The organism is Kitasatospora sp. NPDC059577 (assembly GCF_042735475.1).
GTDB lineage: Bacteria > Actinomycetota > Actinomycetes > Streptomycetales > Streptomycetaceae > Kitasatospora.
In genome coordinates this window covers 24,384-39,042 of sequence record NZ_JBHWBZ010000037.1, presented here as the reverse complement: position 1 = coordinate 39,042, position 14,659 = coordinate 24,384, and the positions used below count along the sequence as shown (strand labels likewise).

The window sequence follows — 14,659 nt, the reverse complement described above, 5'->3', positions numbered from 1 at the left end:
GGGTTGCGCGGCACCGCGACGCGCCCCCGCCCGCGGGGCCGCGCTCGCCCGCGATACACCCCCGCCGGGCCAACCACGCGGGCCCCCCCCCCCGCCCGGTCCTCCGGATGACCACGGCCGGAGAATGCATCAATCGGGCTGATCCGGGGGCCCGGGCCACGAACCTAGTCTCACGGCCATGAACCGATCTCGCCGTATCGCGGCCGTCGCGGCCCTCGTTCTCGCCCTTCCCCTCCCGATCGCCGGGGCCGCTACGGCCTCGCCGTCGCCCGCCGCCGTGGCTGTCGCCGTGACCCCTGCGGCCTTCCACGGCGAGCTGCCCCGCCCGACCGGGCCGTACGCGGTCGGCGAGGAGGTGCTGCACCTGACCGACCAGGACCGCACCGACCCCTGGGTGCCCACGGCCGGGCCGCGGCAGCTGGCGGTGTCGATGTTCTACCCGGCCCGGCACGACACCGGCGTCCCCGCGCCGTACATGACCCTCGGCGAGGCACAGGGCTTCGTGGCGACGCGGGTCCCGCCGGGCACCGGACTCCGGCCGCAGGACGTCGCGAACACCACGACCTACGCCTACAGCGGGGCCCGGGCCGCCGGCGGGAAGTTCCCGCTGGTCGTCCTCTCGCCCGGCTTCGAGAACCCCCGCGCCACCCTGACCGGCCTGGCCACCGACCTGGCCAGTCACGGCTACGTCGTGGCCCTGGTCGGCCACACCTACGAGGACTCGGGGGAGACGCTCGCCGACGGCACCACCCCGGGCTGCACGCTGTGCGAGGGCGGCGCCCCGGACACCCTCCCCGACAGCAGGGCGAAGGACGTGTCGTTCGTCCTGGACCGGCTGACCGGGCACGACCCCGCCTGGCGGCTGTCCCACCTCATCGACCGCGACCGCATCGGCATGGCCGGACACTCCATCGGCGGCGCCTCGACACTGAACGCGATGGCCGAGGACCGGCGGATCCGGGCCGGGGTCAACATGGACGGAGCGTTCTTCCCGCCGGTCCCGGCCGACGCGCTGCAGGGCCGTTCGTTCCTCCTGCTCGGCAAGCAGAGCAACCACACAGCCGACGGCGGGGACCCGTCCTGGGGCAAGGCCTGGGCGGGATGGAAGGGCTACAAGCCCTGGCTGGCCGTCGCGGGTGCCAACCACGCCAGCTTCACGGACGTCCCGGTCCTGGCCGCCGAGATCGGTCTGCCGTTCCCCCCGGGGACGACCACCTCGCCGGAGCGCGGCATGCAGCTCACCCGGGAGTACGTCGGGGCCTTCTTCGACCGCACCCTGAAGGGTGTCCACCAGCCCCTCCTCGACGGCCCGTCGCCGGCGAACCCGGAGGTGCTCTTCCAGCACCCGTGACCGGTGGGTCCTGATTCGCGGGCCCGGCCGTCCTGCGCGAACGGTTCGTCCACCGCCGGGGAGTCCCGCCCCGCTTCTGCCGCCGGGCCATCAGCCGCGTACCGAACCCTTCCGGCACAACGGAGTTGGGGGCGGGGTGAACCGTGCTCCGCCCCTGATCACTACGCTGAGGAGCAGTGGCCGACGATGTCCGAGGCGCACCCTCCGGAGAGGGTGTCCGGATCGAATGGTCCGGAGACACGTTGATCATGCAGGCGTCTCCTTCCGATATTCATCAGCTCAACGCGGCCAGGTGTGCAGGCAGTTCGAGCAGCATGCACCTGACGGCTACCTCCCCAGCGAGCGGAGCGAGATCGTCAGCCCGGACGTCTCGAAGGGGCGCGAGCCCGACCTGACGTACCTGCCGCTGGAGGTCCTCTCCGAGCCCGGCAACAAGGCCCCCGCCGCCGAAGCCCTGATCGCCGTCGAGATCGTCTCGCCGTCCAATCCGGGCAATGACTGGATGGACAAGCTGCACGACTACGCCGCGATGCGCATCCCGCTCCACCTGATCGTGGACCCGCGCCAGCAGACGGTGGCGCTGTTCTCGGAGCCGAACCGCGACCGCTACCACACCCGCAGTGACCGGAAGTTCGGCGATGCGATCGGCATTCCGGAGCCCTTCGGCTTCACCCTGAGCCTGTCGGAGCTCCTCCCGTACAAGGACTGACCTCCGGTGGCGGGCTCTACTGCACCTCGCCGTACCAGCGGCAGTGCACGACGGGCTCGACGCAGAGGACCGCCGCACCGGCGACCGCGCCGACCAGCAGGGCCGGAACGCCACCACCGTTGAGGACCGCGCCGCAGCACGCCGCGACGACGGCGAGGGGCCGCAGCAGGGTCAGCGGGCCTAGGCCGATGACCATCGCCAGGGTGCCGGCGCGGAACGGCAGGGTGAAGTAGGCCGCCAGTGAGAGCAGGACGGCTGCCGCGTAGACGGCCAGGGGGAGCAGGTAACCGAAGCCTCCGGCGGTCAGGACCCCGAAGGTCCGTGCCCGGTCGGCGGCCGTCACCAGCACCAGGCCCGCCACCACGGCCGGAGCCGTCAACAAGGCGGCCCCGACGGCGAATCCCCGCCCGGCGGCCCGGACGTTGCCCCGGTGTTTGCGGATGCGGGCGTCGCGGCCGGCGTAGGCGCGGAAGCCGCTGAAGGCCGCGTCGACCAGGCCCAGCAGCAGGAGCAACACGGCGGGTGTCATCGGGCGGCCCCGACCAGGTGCTCGGGCCCGACCAGCCGTCGGGCCCGGCGTCCGAGCGCCTGCCGCAGTGGCGCCTCCAGCTCCGGCCGCACCCCGATCACCGGCCGCAGGGTGGTGCAGAACGGGTTGGACAGCCCGCGCGGCTCGTACACCAGCGCCCGCATGCCGGGCACCGCCGCCGCCCGCAGCAGCACCTCGTCGGGGTGGGCCCGTTGTGCGGAGACCACGCCGTCGTGGCGGCCGAGCGGGTGGCGCATCCGGGCGCGGTGGAAGACCCAGGCACCGATGGGCGCCAGGCCGGTGGCGGCGATGTCGAAGTGGCAGAAGGCGAGGGCGGGCGACGCGGCCTGTGCCCGGAAGAACTCTCCGAGGGCGTCCGCGCCGAAGTGGTGCAGCACTCCGGTGGAGACGTAGACCGTGGCGGCTTCCGGCAGTTCGAAGGCGTTGCCGTGGACGAAGCGGCAGTCGAGTCCCTCCGCCCGGGCGAGCCGGTCGGCCTCGCCGACGAGTGCGGCGTTGAGGTCCACGCCGACGAGTTCGACGTCGGGGCCGAGGGCGCCGGTCGCGGCGAGCCAGCGGACCAGGTAGCCGAGGCCGCAGCCGATGTCGACCAGGCGGTACGGCCCGGGCCGCCCGCCGTCCGCCGCCCGGATCGCGGTGAACAGCGGGCCGAGCAGGTGGACGAGGCGGTCGCCGATGCGCAGTTCCTCGCTGAGCCGCTGGAGTTCGGTGTGCACGCTGACGAGCAGCCGGTCGACGGCGACGGGGTCGAGTGCGCCGTCCCGGTCGGCGGGCAGTCCGGCGACGATCCGGGCCGCCCGTTCGTCCCCGCCCTCCCGTAGTTGCCGGACGACGTCCTCGCGCAGGACCGGGAGCCGCCGGCCGTCACGCGGGTCCACGGCCGTGATCAGGTCCGATATTTCGAGTTGGCGCACGCGCAGCACCTTAGGGGTCGCCACCGGCCGGGCGTAATGCCGGTGAGCGGGGGAGAGGTGGCGTGATAGACCAGTGAGCACTATGAACATCACTGTCTTCTGCTCCGCGTACTCACTCGACGACCGCTACTCCGCCCCGGCCGCGGAGTTCGCCCGGCTCCTCGGGGAGGGCGGGCACACCCTGGTGTGGGGCGGCTCGAACGCCGGGCTGATGGGCCTGCTCGCCGACGAGGTGAAGGCCGCGGGCGGCACGTTGGTCGGGATCATGGTCGAGATGCTGAAGCACAAGGGGTACGTCGGCGCCGACGAGCTGGTCATGACCCGTGACCTCGCGGAGCGCAAGGCCGAGCTGGTGGGCCGGGCGGACGCGATCGTCGTGCTGGTGGGCGGGCTCGGGACGATGGACGAGGTCACCGAGGTGCTGGAGCTCAAGAAGCACGGGATGTTCGAGAAGCCGGTGGTCGTCCTGGACACCGAGGGCTTCTACGCGGGCCTGCGGACCCAGCTGGAGCGGATGGACGCCGAGGGCTTCCTGCCCCGGCCGCTGTCGGAGCTGATGACCTTCGCCGACACGCCCGCCGAGGTTTTTGCGCAGCTCAAGGCCTGAGAGGATCGGACCCATGGCTGCACATCTGATCACCGGTGCCGGTTCGGGCATCGGCGCCGTCCTGGCGGGCAGGCTCGCCGAGCGCGGGGACGACCTCTGGCTGCTGGCCCGCGACGCCCGCCGGGCCGCGGAGCTGCGGGAGCGCTTCCCCGGGGCGAACACCCTGGTCGGCGACCTCGGCGACCCGGCGAAGCTGTCCTGGGCCTTCGGGCACCAGGCGCTGCCCGTCGAGCTGGACTCGCTGCTGCACGTCGCGGGGGTGGTCGAGCTGGGCACGGTGGGCGAGCTGCCGGTGAAGGCGTGGCAGGAGACGCTGAACGTCAACCTGGTCGCCCCCGCCGAGCTGACCCGCCTGCTGATGCCGTCCCTGCGCCTGGCCAGGGGCCACGTCGTCTTCGTGAACTCCGGTGCCGGCCTGAACGCCCACGCCGAGTGGTCGGCGTACGCGGCGAGCAAGCACGGCCTGAAGGCGCTCGCCGACTCGCTGCGCCAGGAGGAGCACGCGGGCGGCGTCCGGGTCACCTCGGTCTACCCGGGCCGCACCGCCACGGCGATGCAGGCCAAGGTGCACCAGCAGGAGGGCAAGGAGTACGAGGCCGGCCGCTGGATCGACCCCGAGTCCGTCGCCCGGGCGGTCCTGGCCGCCCTGGACGCCTCCCGGGACGCGGAGATCACCGACATCAGCGTCCGCCCGGGCCGCTGAGACCGGGCGCGGAACCGGGCACCGGCGCCGCGCACTAGGCTCGGACGGGTGAGCACCCCACACCCCTTCCCCGACCTGCGCGGCGCCGCCACCGGTGTCGGATCGCTGCCCGGTACCGACGCCCGGGAGGCCGCCAAGACCTCCACCGGGGCGCTGGAGCACCTGCCGTTCCTGCCGGAGCTGCCCGCGCGCGGGCCGGGCGCCGACATGATCGGGCGCGGCGCCGGCTTCCTCGTCGAGCTGTTCGCGCAGACCGAGCCGAGCGGCTGGCGGTTCACCGACCGCCCCGGCCGGGACACCCGGCGGGCCCACTCGTGGCTCGGCGAGGACCTGGACGCCCTGGAGGAGTTCACCCAGGGCTACCGGGGCGCGCTGAAGGTCCAGGCCGTGGGCCCGTGGACGCTGGCGGCGAGCGTCGAGCTGAAGCACGGCGAGAAGGCGCTCGCCGACCACGGCGCCTGCCGGGACGTCGCCGGCTCGCTCACCGAGGGCCTGCGCCGCCACCTCGCCGACGTCCGCAGGCGGGTCCCGGGTGCGGACGTCGTGCTGCAGCTGGACGAGCCCTCGCTGCCCGCGGTGCTGGCCGGATCGGTGAGGACCGCGAGCGGTTTCCAGCGGCTGCGGGCCGTGGACCGGCAGGTCGCCGAGGAGGTGCTGCGGGAGGTGATCCGCGGCCTGGACGCGCCCGTGGTGGTGCACAGTTGCGCGCCGGACGTCCCGATCCCGCTGCTGCGCCGGGCCGGTGTGGCCGGCGTCTCCCTCGACTTCTCCCTCCTCACCGAGCGCTCGGACGACGACCTGGGCGAGGCCGTGGATGCGGGCACGATGATCCTCGCGGGTGTCGTCCCCTCCACTGACCTGGGGATGTCCGACCCGGCCGGTAGTGTCCAGGGTGTCAGGACCTTGTGGCGCAGGCTCGGGTTCGCCCCGGAGTTGCTGGGCCGCCGCGTGCTGGTGACGCCGACCTGCGGGCTGGCCGGGGCCTCCCCGGCGTACGCGCGCAGGGCGCTGTCGCAGAGCGTGCGGGCGGCGCAGAGCCTGGTGGACAACCCGGAATGAGAACGTAGGAGGGCTTGCGGTGACGGCTGTCGAGGGCTGGGAGGACGTACCGGCGGAGGTGCGCCGGCGGCACGCCGAGCTGGCGCAGGAGATCACCGACCACCGCGCCCGGTACTACGAGCAGGACGCGCCGGTCGTCAGCGACTCCGAGTTCGACGCCCTGATGCGCGAGCTGGAGGCGCTGGAGGCCGGGCACCCGGGCCTGGTCACGCCCGACTCCCCGACGCAGAAGGTCGGCGGCGCCCCCACCGAGCTGTTCGCCGAGGTCGAGCACCGCGAGCGCCTCCTCAGCCTCGACAACGCGATGGACGACGAGGAGCTCGCTGCCTGGGCGGAGCGCGTCGCCGGCGAGCTGGACGGCATCGACTACCACTACCTGTGCGAGCTCAAGGTGGACGGCCTGGCCGTCAACCTCACCTACGAGAACGGCCAGTTGGTGCAGGCGGCGACGCGCGGCGACGGCCGGGTGGGCGAGGACATCACCGCCAACGTCCGCACCATCAAGGAGATCCCGCACCGGCTCGACGGCGAGGACGTCCCCGAGCTGGTGGAGATCCGCGGCGAGGTCTACTTCCCGACCGAGGCCTTCGAGGCGCTCAACGCCTCCTTCGTGGAGGAGAACGAGCGCCGCCGCCGGGAGAACGAGGAGCGCGCCGCCGAGGGCAAGCGGCCCCGGGCGATGATCCGGCTGTTCATGAACCCGCGCAACGCCGCCGCCGGTTCGCTGCGCCAGAAGGACCCGCTGGTCACCGCCTCCCGTCCGCTGCACATGGTGGTGCACGGCATCGGCGCCCGGGTCGGCTTCGACATCGACAACCAGTCGCACGCCTACGAGTTGCTGCGCGGCTGGGGCCTGCCGACGGCCCGGCACAACCGGGTCGTGGGCACGCTGGACGAGGTGCGGGCGTTCATCGGGCAGTTCGGCGAGCAGCGGCACTCGGTCGAGCACGAGATCGACGGCGTGGTCGTGAAGGTGGACGAGATCGCCCTGCAGGGCCGGCTCGGGGCCACCTCGAAGTCGCCGCGCTGGGCGATCGCCTGGAAGTACCCGCCGGAGGAGGTCACCGGCAAGCTGGCGCAGATCCGCGTCGGCATCGGCCGCACCGGCCGGGCCACCCCGTTCGCGGTGCTGGCCGAACCGGTGAAGGTGGCGGGCTCGATGGTGCAGTACGCGACGCTGCACAACCAGCAGGTCGTCAAGGCCAAGGGCGTGCTGCTGGGCGACACCATCGTGCTGCGCAAGGCCGGTGACGTCATCCCGGAGATCCTCGGCCCGGTCGAGAGCCTGCGGGACGGCACCGAGCGGGAGTTCGTGATGCCCTCGCACTGCCACGAGTGCGGGGCCGAGCTGCGCCCGATGGCCGAGGGCGACATCGATCTGCGCTGCCCCAACGCCCAGTTCTGCCCGGCCCAGATCCGGGAGCGGATCGCCTTCCTGGGCGGCCGTTCCTCGCTGGACGTCGAGGGCCTGGGCTACGTCGCGGCCACCGCGCTGACGCAGCCGCTGGAGCCGACTGAGGCGCCCGTGCGGGACGAGGGCGACGTCTTCGGGCTGACGATGGAGCAGCTGCTGCCGATCCAGGTGCTGGTGCGCGACCAGAAGACCGGCATGCCCAAGCTGGACGACCGCACCGGCAAGGAGAAGAAGGCCACCTTCTTCGCCAACCAGAAGGGCGAGCCCAAGAAGACCGCCGCAATCCTGCTGGAGAACCTGGAGAAGGTGAAGGAGCGTCCGCTGTGGCGGTTCCTCAACGGTCTCTCGATCCGGCACGTGGGGCCGGTCGCGGCGCAGGAGCTGGCCCGGGAGTTCCGTGACCTGGACCGGATCTTCTCGGCCACCGAGGAGGAGCTGGCCGCGGTCGAGGGCGTCGGGCCGATCATCGCCCGGTCGGTGGTCGAGTGGTACCAGGAGCAGTGGCACCGCGACATCCTGGAGAAGTGGCGTGCCGCGGGCGTCCGCTTCACCGAGGAGTTCGCGGACGAGGAGGAGGCGGAGCGCCCGCTGGAGGGGCTGACCGTCGTGGTGACGGGCACGCTGGCCGGCCACACCCGGGACGGTGCCAAGGAGGCGCTGACCTCGCGCGGAGCGAAGGTGACCGGTTCGGTTTCGAAGAAGACCGATTTTGTGGTCGCCGGTGACAACCCAGGATCCAAGTACGACAAGGCCGTTCAGCTTGGACTGCCGGTCCTGGACGACGCGGGCTTCGCCGTCCTGCTGGCCGACGGGCCGGCCGCCGCCCGGGCCCACCTGGGGCTTCCGGAGCCGGAGGAGGCCGCGCAGCCGCAGGAGGCGCCCGTCGAGGGCTGATCCGGAACCGACCCGAGCGCCGGGCGGCCGAATCGGTGTTGTTATCGTCCTGATGCAACGTCATCGGGTGTCGTCCGGTGAGAGCGGGCATTGTGTCACCGTGCGACACCCGAGCGTGGTGGCGCGTTTCCGGTTGTCCGAAAGTCTGCCCACCGGGTCGACCCCGGCATACCCTGGAGCGCAACAGAGTGTCAGCAGGGGTGGGGGCACCGGCTGAGCCGGTGCTCCTCGGGGTCGCTCCATGCCCGGCAGCTGTCGGTACCGGCACGGTGCCTCACCGTAAGGCGGCCTGACGGGGCGGGCCCGACGGAGGACAGGGCTTATGGATCGTACGACCGGCGGCGCGCCCACACGCCCGCCGCAGGGGGTGGCGGGTGCGGTCCTGCTGCTCGGCGTGCTGCTGGCCGGAGCCGCGCCGCTCATCCCGCTGGCCGTCCTGGTCTACCGGTACGAACCCGAGCTGCTGCCGCTGTTCGCGGTGCCCCTGGCCGTGCTGGTGGCGGCCTGGCGGATCGCCCGGGACCGCGCCCGCGACCAGCTGACCGACCCGCTGACGGACCTGCCCAACCGTCAGGCCTTATTGCTGGCCGCCCAGGAGGCGATCGCGGAGTGCGACCAGGGCTACAGCGTCGGTCTCATCCTGCTTGACCTCGACCGCTTCCGATCACTCAACGACACACTCGGTCATACGGCCGGTGACCGGTTGCTGGTTCACATCGCCCGCCGACTGCACCGCGCGCTGCGCTCCGGCGGCCCGGCCGGCAGCCCCACCCGGGAGTCCATCGACGACGTCTTCGCCGGCCTGCCCCGGCACTACCGGCGCGGCCGCCCGATGGTGGCCCGGATGGGCGGCGACGAGTTCGCCGTCCTGCTGCCCGGCATCAACTGCCCGGACAGCCTGGAACGGGTCGCCAATGCGCTGATCGCCGAACTCGCCGCCCCGATCCGGCTGGACGGTCTGCTGCTCGTCCTGGAGGCCAGCGCCGGCGTCTGCGTCTACCCCCAGCACGCCCAGGACGCCGAGTCGCTGCTGCGCCGGGCCGACGTCGCGATGGGCCACGCCCAGAGCGGCCGCAGCGGCGTCGCCCAGTACGACGAGACCCAGGACGCCGACACCCCGTACCGCATCGGCCTCCTCGGTGACCTGCGGCGGGCCCTGGAGACCGGCGAGGTCCAGCTGCACTACCAGCCCAAGGTGGCCTTCGACGGCCGGGTGGTCGGCCTGGAGGCGTTGCTGCGCTGGGACCGCCCCGGCCAGGGCCGGGTCTCGCCGGACGAGTTCGTCGGGCTCGCCGAGTCCAGCGGCCTGATGCCCCGGCTCACCGACTACGTGCTGGAGGCGGCGGTCGGCCAGCTGGCGTACTGGCGCGACCAGGGGCTGCAGGTGCAGGTCGCGGTCAACGTCTCGCCCCGCGACGTGCTCAACCCCGGCTTCGCCCAGCGCGTCGCCGGCCACCTCGTGCGCCACCAGGTGCCGGCCCACGCGCTCCAGTTGGAGATCACCGAGCGGCTGCTGCTGGACGACTCCCGGCGGGCCGCCGACACCCTCGCCGAGCTGCGCGGCTACGGCGTCGGGATGTCCCTGGACGACTTCGGCACCGGGCACTCCTCGCTGGTGCGGCTGCGCAGCCTGCCGGTCGGCGAGCTGAAGATCGACCGCTCCTTCGTCTCCCGGATGGTCGCCGACGACCACGACGCGGCGGTGGTCCGCTGCTCCGTGGAGCTCGCCCACTCGCTGGGCCTGACCGTGGTCGCCGAGGGCGTCGAGGACGACGAGACCTGGGAGCGGCTGCACTGCATGGGCGTGGACGCCGTCCAGGGCTGGCTGGTGTCGGCCGCGCTGCCCGCCGAGCAGGCCACCGCCTGGCTCCGGGTGCACCGCACCGGCGCCCCGCCGGTGGAGCGGCTGGGCGCGCCGCCCCCGCTGCGGGCCGGCTTCCAGCAGGTCCAGGGCGGCAAGCCGATCGTCCAACCCGCCATTCCGCCGACGCTCCCGCCCGTCCTGCCGCCCGTACTGCCCCCGGTGCTGCCGCCGGTGGTCCAGGCGGTGCAGGCCGCGCAGATGGAGATCAAGGCGCCGGGCACGCAGAGTTGGGCCCGCTTCCGGCCGCAGTGACGCGCCCGGCGGCGGGGACGTCCGCCCGGCGGTGACGGGCACCTCGGCAAACGCGTTGGCCGGTGGCCGGTCCGGGCCCCATAGGATGGGGTCCAAAGACCATGAGGACGGAGCGCCGGACCCGGCTGCTCCTGCCCGGGCCCGGCACCGCCCGCAAGGCACCGCCGGGCCTCACCAGAACTCACCCTGAGGATCGCTGCATGCCTGGCATCACGCGCGAGGAGGTCGCCCACCTCGCCCGGCTGTCGCGTCTTGAGCTGAAGCCCGAAGAGCTGGACCACTTCGCCGAGCAGCTCGACGTGATCATCGGCGCGGTCGCCCGCGTTTCCGAGGTCGCCGGACAGGACGTCCCGCCGACCTCCCACCCGCTGCCGCTGACCAACGTCATGCGCGCGGACGAGGTGCGGCCCTCGCTCACCGCGGAGCAGGCGCTGTCCGGCGCCCCCGCCGCCGAGGACCAGCGTTTCCGTGTGCCGCAGATCCTCGGGGAGGACTGACCGAGATGACCGAGCCGATTCGTACTCCCATCATCAAGTGGGGCGCCGCCGAGACCGCGGGCGCCATCGCCAAGGGCGAGGTGTCGGCCGTCGAGGTCGCGCAGGCGCACCTGGACCGCATCGACGCCGTCGACAAGAAGGTCAACGCCTTCCTGCACGTCGACACCGAGGGCGCGCTGGCCGCCGCCAGGGCCGTCGACGAGAAGCGCGCCAAGGGCGAGGAGCTGGGCCCGCTGGCCGGCGTCCCGCTCGCGCTGAAGGACGTCTTCACCACCAAGGGCGTCCCGACCACCTGCGGTTCCAAGATGCTCGAAGGCTGGATCCCGCCGTACGACGCCACCCTGACCACGCGTCTCAAGGACGCCGGCGTCGTCATCCTCGGCAAGACCAACATGGACGAGTTCGCGATGGGCTCCTCCACCGAGAACTCCGCCTACGGCCCGACCGGCAACCCGTGGGACCTCACCCGCATCCCCGGCGGCTCCGGCGGCGGTTCGGCCGCCGCGCTGGCCGCCTTCGAGGCCCCGCTGGCGATCGGCACCGACACCGGCGGCTCGATCCGCCAGCCCGGCGCCGTCACCGGCACCGTCGGCGTCAAGCCGACCTACGGCTCGGTGTCCCGCTACGGCCTGGTCGCCTTCTCCAGCAGCCTGGACCAGGGCGGCCCGTGCGCCCGCAGCGTGCTGGACGCGGCGCTGCTGCACGAGGCCATCGCCGGCCACGACCCGCTGGACTCCACCTCGATCGACGCGCCGGTCCCGGCCGTGGTCGAGGCCGCGCGGATGCGCGACGTCCGCGGCATGCGGATCGGCGTCGTCAAGGAGTTCTCCGGCGAGGGCTACCAGAGCGGCGTGATGCAGCGCTTCGAGGAGTCGGTGGAGCTGCTGCGCGAGCTGGGCGCCGAGGTCGTCGAGGTCTCCTGCCCGTCGTTCACCCTGGCGCTGCCGGCGTACTACCTGATCGCGCCCAGCGAGTGCTCCTCCAACCTGGCCCGCTTCGACGCGATGCGCTACGGCCTGCGGGTCGGCGACGACGGCAGCCGCTCGGCCGAGGAGGTCACCGCGCTGACCCGCGAGGCCGGCTTCGGCGACGAGGTCAAGCGCCGCATCATCCTGGGCACCTACGCCCTGTCCTCGGGCTACTACGACGCCTACTACGGCTCGGCCCAGAAGGTCCGCACGCTCATCTCGCGCGACTTCGACGCCGCCTTCGCCGGCGTGGACGTGCTGGTCTCGCCGACCACGCCGACCACCGCCTTCCCGATCGGCGAGCGCGCCGACGACCCGATGGCGATGTACCTGGCCGACCTGTGCACGATTCCGTCGAACCTGGCGGGCAACGCGGCCATGTCGCTGCCGGTCGGCCTGGCCCCGGAGGACAATCTCCCGGTCGGCCTGCAGATCATCGCACCCGCGATGGCGGACGACCGCCTGTACCGCGTGGGCGGCGCCGTCGAGGCCGCACTCAACGACAAGTGGGGGCACACCCTGCTGGAGGAGGCACCGGCACTGTGAGCAAGATCGAGAAGGCGAAGTCCCCCGGCTCCCTGAAGGGCTTCAAGCACTCCAAGCCCGGCCTGTGGCTGTCCATCGGCACCAGCGCCTTCGGCGCCATCTCCATCGCCAAGGACGTCCGCAGGGCGCGCGACGAGAGCGACACCCTCAAGCTGGTCAACGCCCTGGTCGGCGCCGCCGCGCTGGTCACCGGCACCGCCCTGCTGGTGCGCGAACTGCGCCGGCTGGGCTCCGACGACGTGCTGCTGGGCTGAGCTGAGCGCCCAGGCCCGGCCCCGCGCCAGCGGCGGCCGGGCCCGTACCTCCGAAGTCTTTTGAGTGAAGGGACGCTGTGAGCGTCATGACCCTGGTCTCCTACGAGGACGCTCTGGCGTCGTACGACCCGGTGATGGGCCTTGAGGTCCACGTCGAGCTCGGTACCAAGACCAAGATGTTCTGCGGCTGCTCGACCGAACTGGGCGCCGAGCCGAACAGTCAGACCTGCCCGACCTGCCTGGGCCTGCCCGGTTCGCTGCCGGTGGTCAACGCGGTCGGCGTCGAGTCGGCCGTCAAGATCGGCCTGGCGCTGAACTGCGAGATCGCCGAGTGGTGCCGGTTCGCGCGGAAGAACTACTTCTACCCGGACATGCCCAAGAACTTCCAGACCTCGCAGTACGACGAGCCGATCGCCTTCAACGGCTACCTCGACGTGCAGCTGGAGGACGGTTCGACCTTCCGCGTGGAGATCGAGCGCGCCCACATGGAGGAGGACACCGGCAAGTCCAGCCACGTCGGTGGCGCGACCGGCCGCATCCACGGCGCCACCCACTCGCTGCTCGACTACAACCGGGCCGGCATCCCGCTGATCGAGATCGTCACCAAGCCGATCGAGGGCGCCGGAGACCGCGCGCCAGAGGTCGCCAAGGCGTACGTCGCCGAGCTGCGCGAGGTCATCCGCTCGCTCGGCGTCTCCGAGGCCCGGATGGACAAGGGCCAGATGCGCTGCGACGTCAACCTGTCGCTGCGCCCGAACGGCACCTCGACGTTCGGCACCCGCTCGGAGACCAAGAACGTCAACTCGCTGCGCAGCGTGGAGCGGGCCGCCCGGTTCGAGATCCAGCGGCACGCGACCGTCCTGACCGACGGCGGCACCATCGTCCAGGAGACCCGCCACTTCCACGAGGACAACGGCACCACCACCTCGGGCCGGATCAAGGACAACGCCGAGGACTACCGCTACTTCCCCGAGCCGGACCTGGTGCCGGTGGCCCCCTCCCGCGAGTGGGTCGAGGAACTGCGCGCCGCCCTGCCCGAGCTGCCGCGGGTGCGCCGCGCCCGGCTGCAGGCCGAGTGGGGCCTGTCCGACAAGGACATGCAGTCGGTGCTGAACGCGGGCGCGGTCGCCCCGATCCAGGAGACCATCGCGGCCGGTGCCCCGGCCGACCAGGCCCGCAAGTGGTGGATGGGCGAGCTGGCCCGTCGCGCCAACGAGACCGGCACCGAGCTGAGCGAGCAGCCGATCACCCCGGTGCAGGTCGCCCGGGTCGCCGCGCTGGTCGCCGAGGGCAAGCTGAACGACAAGCTGGCCCGCCAGGTCATCGAGGGCGTGCTGGCCGGCGAGGGCGAGCCGGACGAGATCGTCGAGAAGCGCGGCCTGGCCGTGGTCTCGGACGACTCCGCGCTGGGCGCCGCCGTCGACCAGGCCATCGCCGAGAACGAGGGCATCGCCGCCAAGATCCGCGACGGCAAGGTCCAGGCCGTGGGCGCGCTGGTCGGCGCGGTCATGAAGGCCACCCGCGGCCAGGCCGACGCCGCCCGCGTGAAGGACCTGATCCTGGAGCGGCTGGGCGTGGAAGGTCAGTAGGCACGGGAAGTCGAGGGCGCCTAGGCCGTTAGGCCTGCCTTCCTAAGGCATCTAAGGCGTCTAAGGCCCTCTAAGTAAGGTCTAAGGCCCGGTCTCACCTCTGTATTGGGGTGAGGTCGGGCCTTAAACCTTTTCCTGGCCCAGAACTAAGGCATCCGGGCCCCGGAAGATCGGGCACGCTCCCGATGCCGCACCCCCCACTGGGAGAGGAAGCTCTTACCTGTCAGCGAAACGCAGTGAGAAACCCGCAGGGGGAACCAAGTGATCGAGTACCAGACCTTCCAGCAACAGGCCCACGAGCTCGTGGCCCGCGCCGAGCACGAGCGCCTGGTGCGCGAGGCCAAGGAGGCCCGCCGTCTGCGGCAGCGCCCGGTGGCCGCCCGCTTCTCGCGGCGCCCCGTGCGTCGGCCCGAATGCTGACGGTGCGGCACCAGGACGGTGCCGACGGAGTTCCGGAGGGGGAGACGCTGCGAGTGAGCGTCTCCCCC

The 14,659-nt window shown here is 72.4% G+C and carries 13 protein-coding genes and 1 pseudogene; 12 read left to right on the top strand and 2 right to left on the bottom strand.

Translation table 11 applies throughout. The features are described from left to right. Window positions 1-178 precede the first annotated feature (178 nt). Together ACFV0O_RS25650 and ACFV0O_RS25645 are read left to right on the top strand one after the other, a co-directional pair. Window positions 179-1,351, top strand: coding sequence for an alpha/beta hydrolase family protein (locus ACFV0O_RS25650; RefSeq protein ID WP_380345635.1), 1,173 nt, complete (start codon window positions 179-181; stop codon window positions 1,349-1,351). A 292-nt stretch (window positions 1,352-1,643) separates the two neighbouring features. After that, on the top strand, window positions 1,644-2,060 hold the full coding sequence (locus ACFV0O_RS25645) for a Uma2 family endonuclease (protein WP_380345633.1): 417 nt from the start codon (window positions 1,644-1,646) through the stop codon (window positions 2,058-2,060). A 16-nt stretch (window positions 2,061-2,076) separates the two neighbouring features. Here the strand turns inward: ACFV0O_RS25645 and ACFV0O_RS25640 are convergent, their stop codons facing one another. Further along, window positions 2,077-2,589: a hypothetical protein gene (locus tag ACFV0O_RS25640; RefSeq protein WP_380345631.1), complete on the bottom strand. Its 513-nt coding sequence runs from the start codon at window positions 2,587-2,589 to the stop codon at window positions 2,077-2,079. Next, a complete protein-coding gene (locus ACFV0O_RS25635; RefSeq protein WP_360254159.1) occupies window positions 2,586-3,548 on the bottom strand; it encodes a class I SAM-dependent methyltransferase in 963 nt (320 codons plus the stop codon). Before ACFV0O_RS25635 ends, ACFV0O_RS25640 begins: the two co-directional genes overlap by 4 nt. 58 nt (window positions 3,549-3,606) lie before the next feature. Here ACFV0O_RS25635 and ACFV0O_RS25630 point away from each other — a divergent pair, with 58 nt between their 5' ends. From ACFV0O_RS25630 to ACFV0O_RS25585, 10 genes and pseudogenes are all read left to right on the top strand, one after another. Then, window positions 3,607-4,131, top strand: coding sequence for a TIGR00730 family Rossman fold protein (locus ACFV0O_RS25630; protein WP_360254161.1), 525 nt, complete (start codon window positions 3,607-3,609; stop codon window positions 4,129-4,131). Between the two features lie 13 nt (window positions 4,132-4,144). Beyond that, window positions 4,145-4,834 carry an SDR family oxidoreductase gene (locus tag ACFV0O_RS25625; protein WP_380345629.1) on the top strand — a complete coding sequence of 230 codons (690 nt, stop codon included), beginning with the start codon at window positions 4,145-4,147 and terminating at the stop codon, window positions 4,832-4,834. Window positions 4,835-4,882: 48 nt separating this feature from the next. Then, the gene (locus tag ACFV0O_RS25620) at window positions 4,883-5,893 is read left to right on the top strand and encodes a methionine synthase (protein ID WP_380345627.1); all 1,011 of its coding nucleotides are present in this window, start codon (window positions 4,883-4,885) and stop codon (window positions 5,891-5,893) included. A 19-nt stretch (window positions 5,894-5,912) separates the two neighbouring features. After that, complete coding sequence (gene ligA, locus ACFV0O_RS25615; protein ID WP_380345625.1) at window positions 5,913-8,201, top strand: NAD-dependent DNA ligase LigA; 2,289 nt, start codon at window positions 5,913-5,915, stop codon at window positions 8,199-8,201. Between the two features lie 385 nt (window positions 8,202-8,586). Next, a pseudogene (locus ACFV0O_RS25610) lies at window positions 8,587-10,317 on the top strand (putative bifunctional diguanylate cyclase/phosphodiesterase); the annotation flags it as partial. Window positions 10,318-10,517: 200 nt separating this feature from the next. Further along, window positions 10,518-10,814: an Asp-tRNA(Asn)/Glu-tRNA(Gln) amidotransferase subunit GatC gene (gatC, locus tag ACFV0O_RS25605; protein ID WP_360254169.1), complete on the top strand. Its 297-nt coding sequence runs from the start codon at window positions 10,518-10,520 to the stop codon at window positions 10,812-10,814. 5 nt (window positions 10,815-10,819) lie between these two features. Further along, complete coding sequence (gatA, locus tag ACFV0O_RS25600; RefSeq protein WP_380345623.1) at window positions 10,820-12,328, top strand: Asp-tRNA(Asn)/Glu-tRNA(Gln) amidotransferase subunit GatA; 1,509 nt, start codon at window positions 10,820-10,822, stop codon at window positions 12,326-12,328. After that, window positions 12,325-12,582, top strand: coding sequence for a hypothetical protein (locus ACFV0O_RS25595; RefSeq protein ID WP_360254173.1), 258 nt, complete (start codon window positions 12,325-12,327; stop codon window positions 12,580-12,582). Before gatA ends, ACFV0O_RS25595 begins: the two co-directional genes overlap by 4 nt. Window positions 12,583-12,659: 77 nt before the next feature. After that, window positions 12,660-14,171, top strand: coding sequence for an Asp-tRNA(Asn)/Glu-tRNA(Gln) amidotransferase subunit GatB (gene gatB, locus ACFV0O_RS25590; RefSeq protein WP_360254175.1), 1,512 nt, complete (start codon window positions 12,660-12,662; stop codon window positions 14,169-14,171). A gap of 261 nt (window positions 14,172-14,432) precedes the next feature. Beyond that, entirely contained in the window at window positions 14,433-14,591 is a 159-nt protein-coding gene (locus ACFV0O_RS25585) for a hypothetical protein (protein ID WP_380345621.1), read from the top strand. Window positions 14,592-14,659 lie beyond the last annotated feature (68 nt).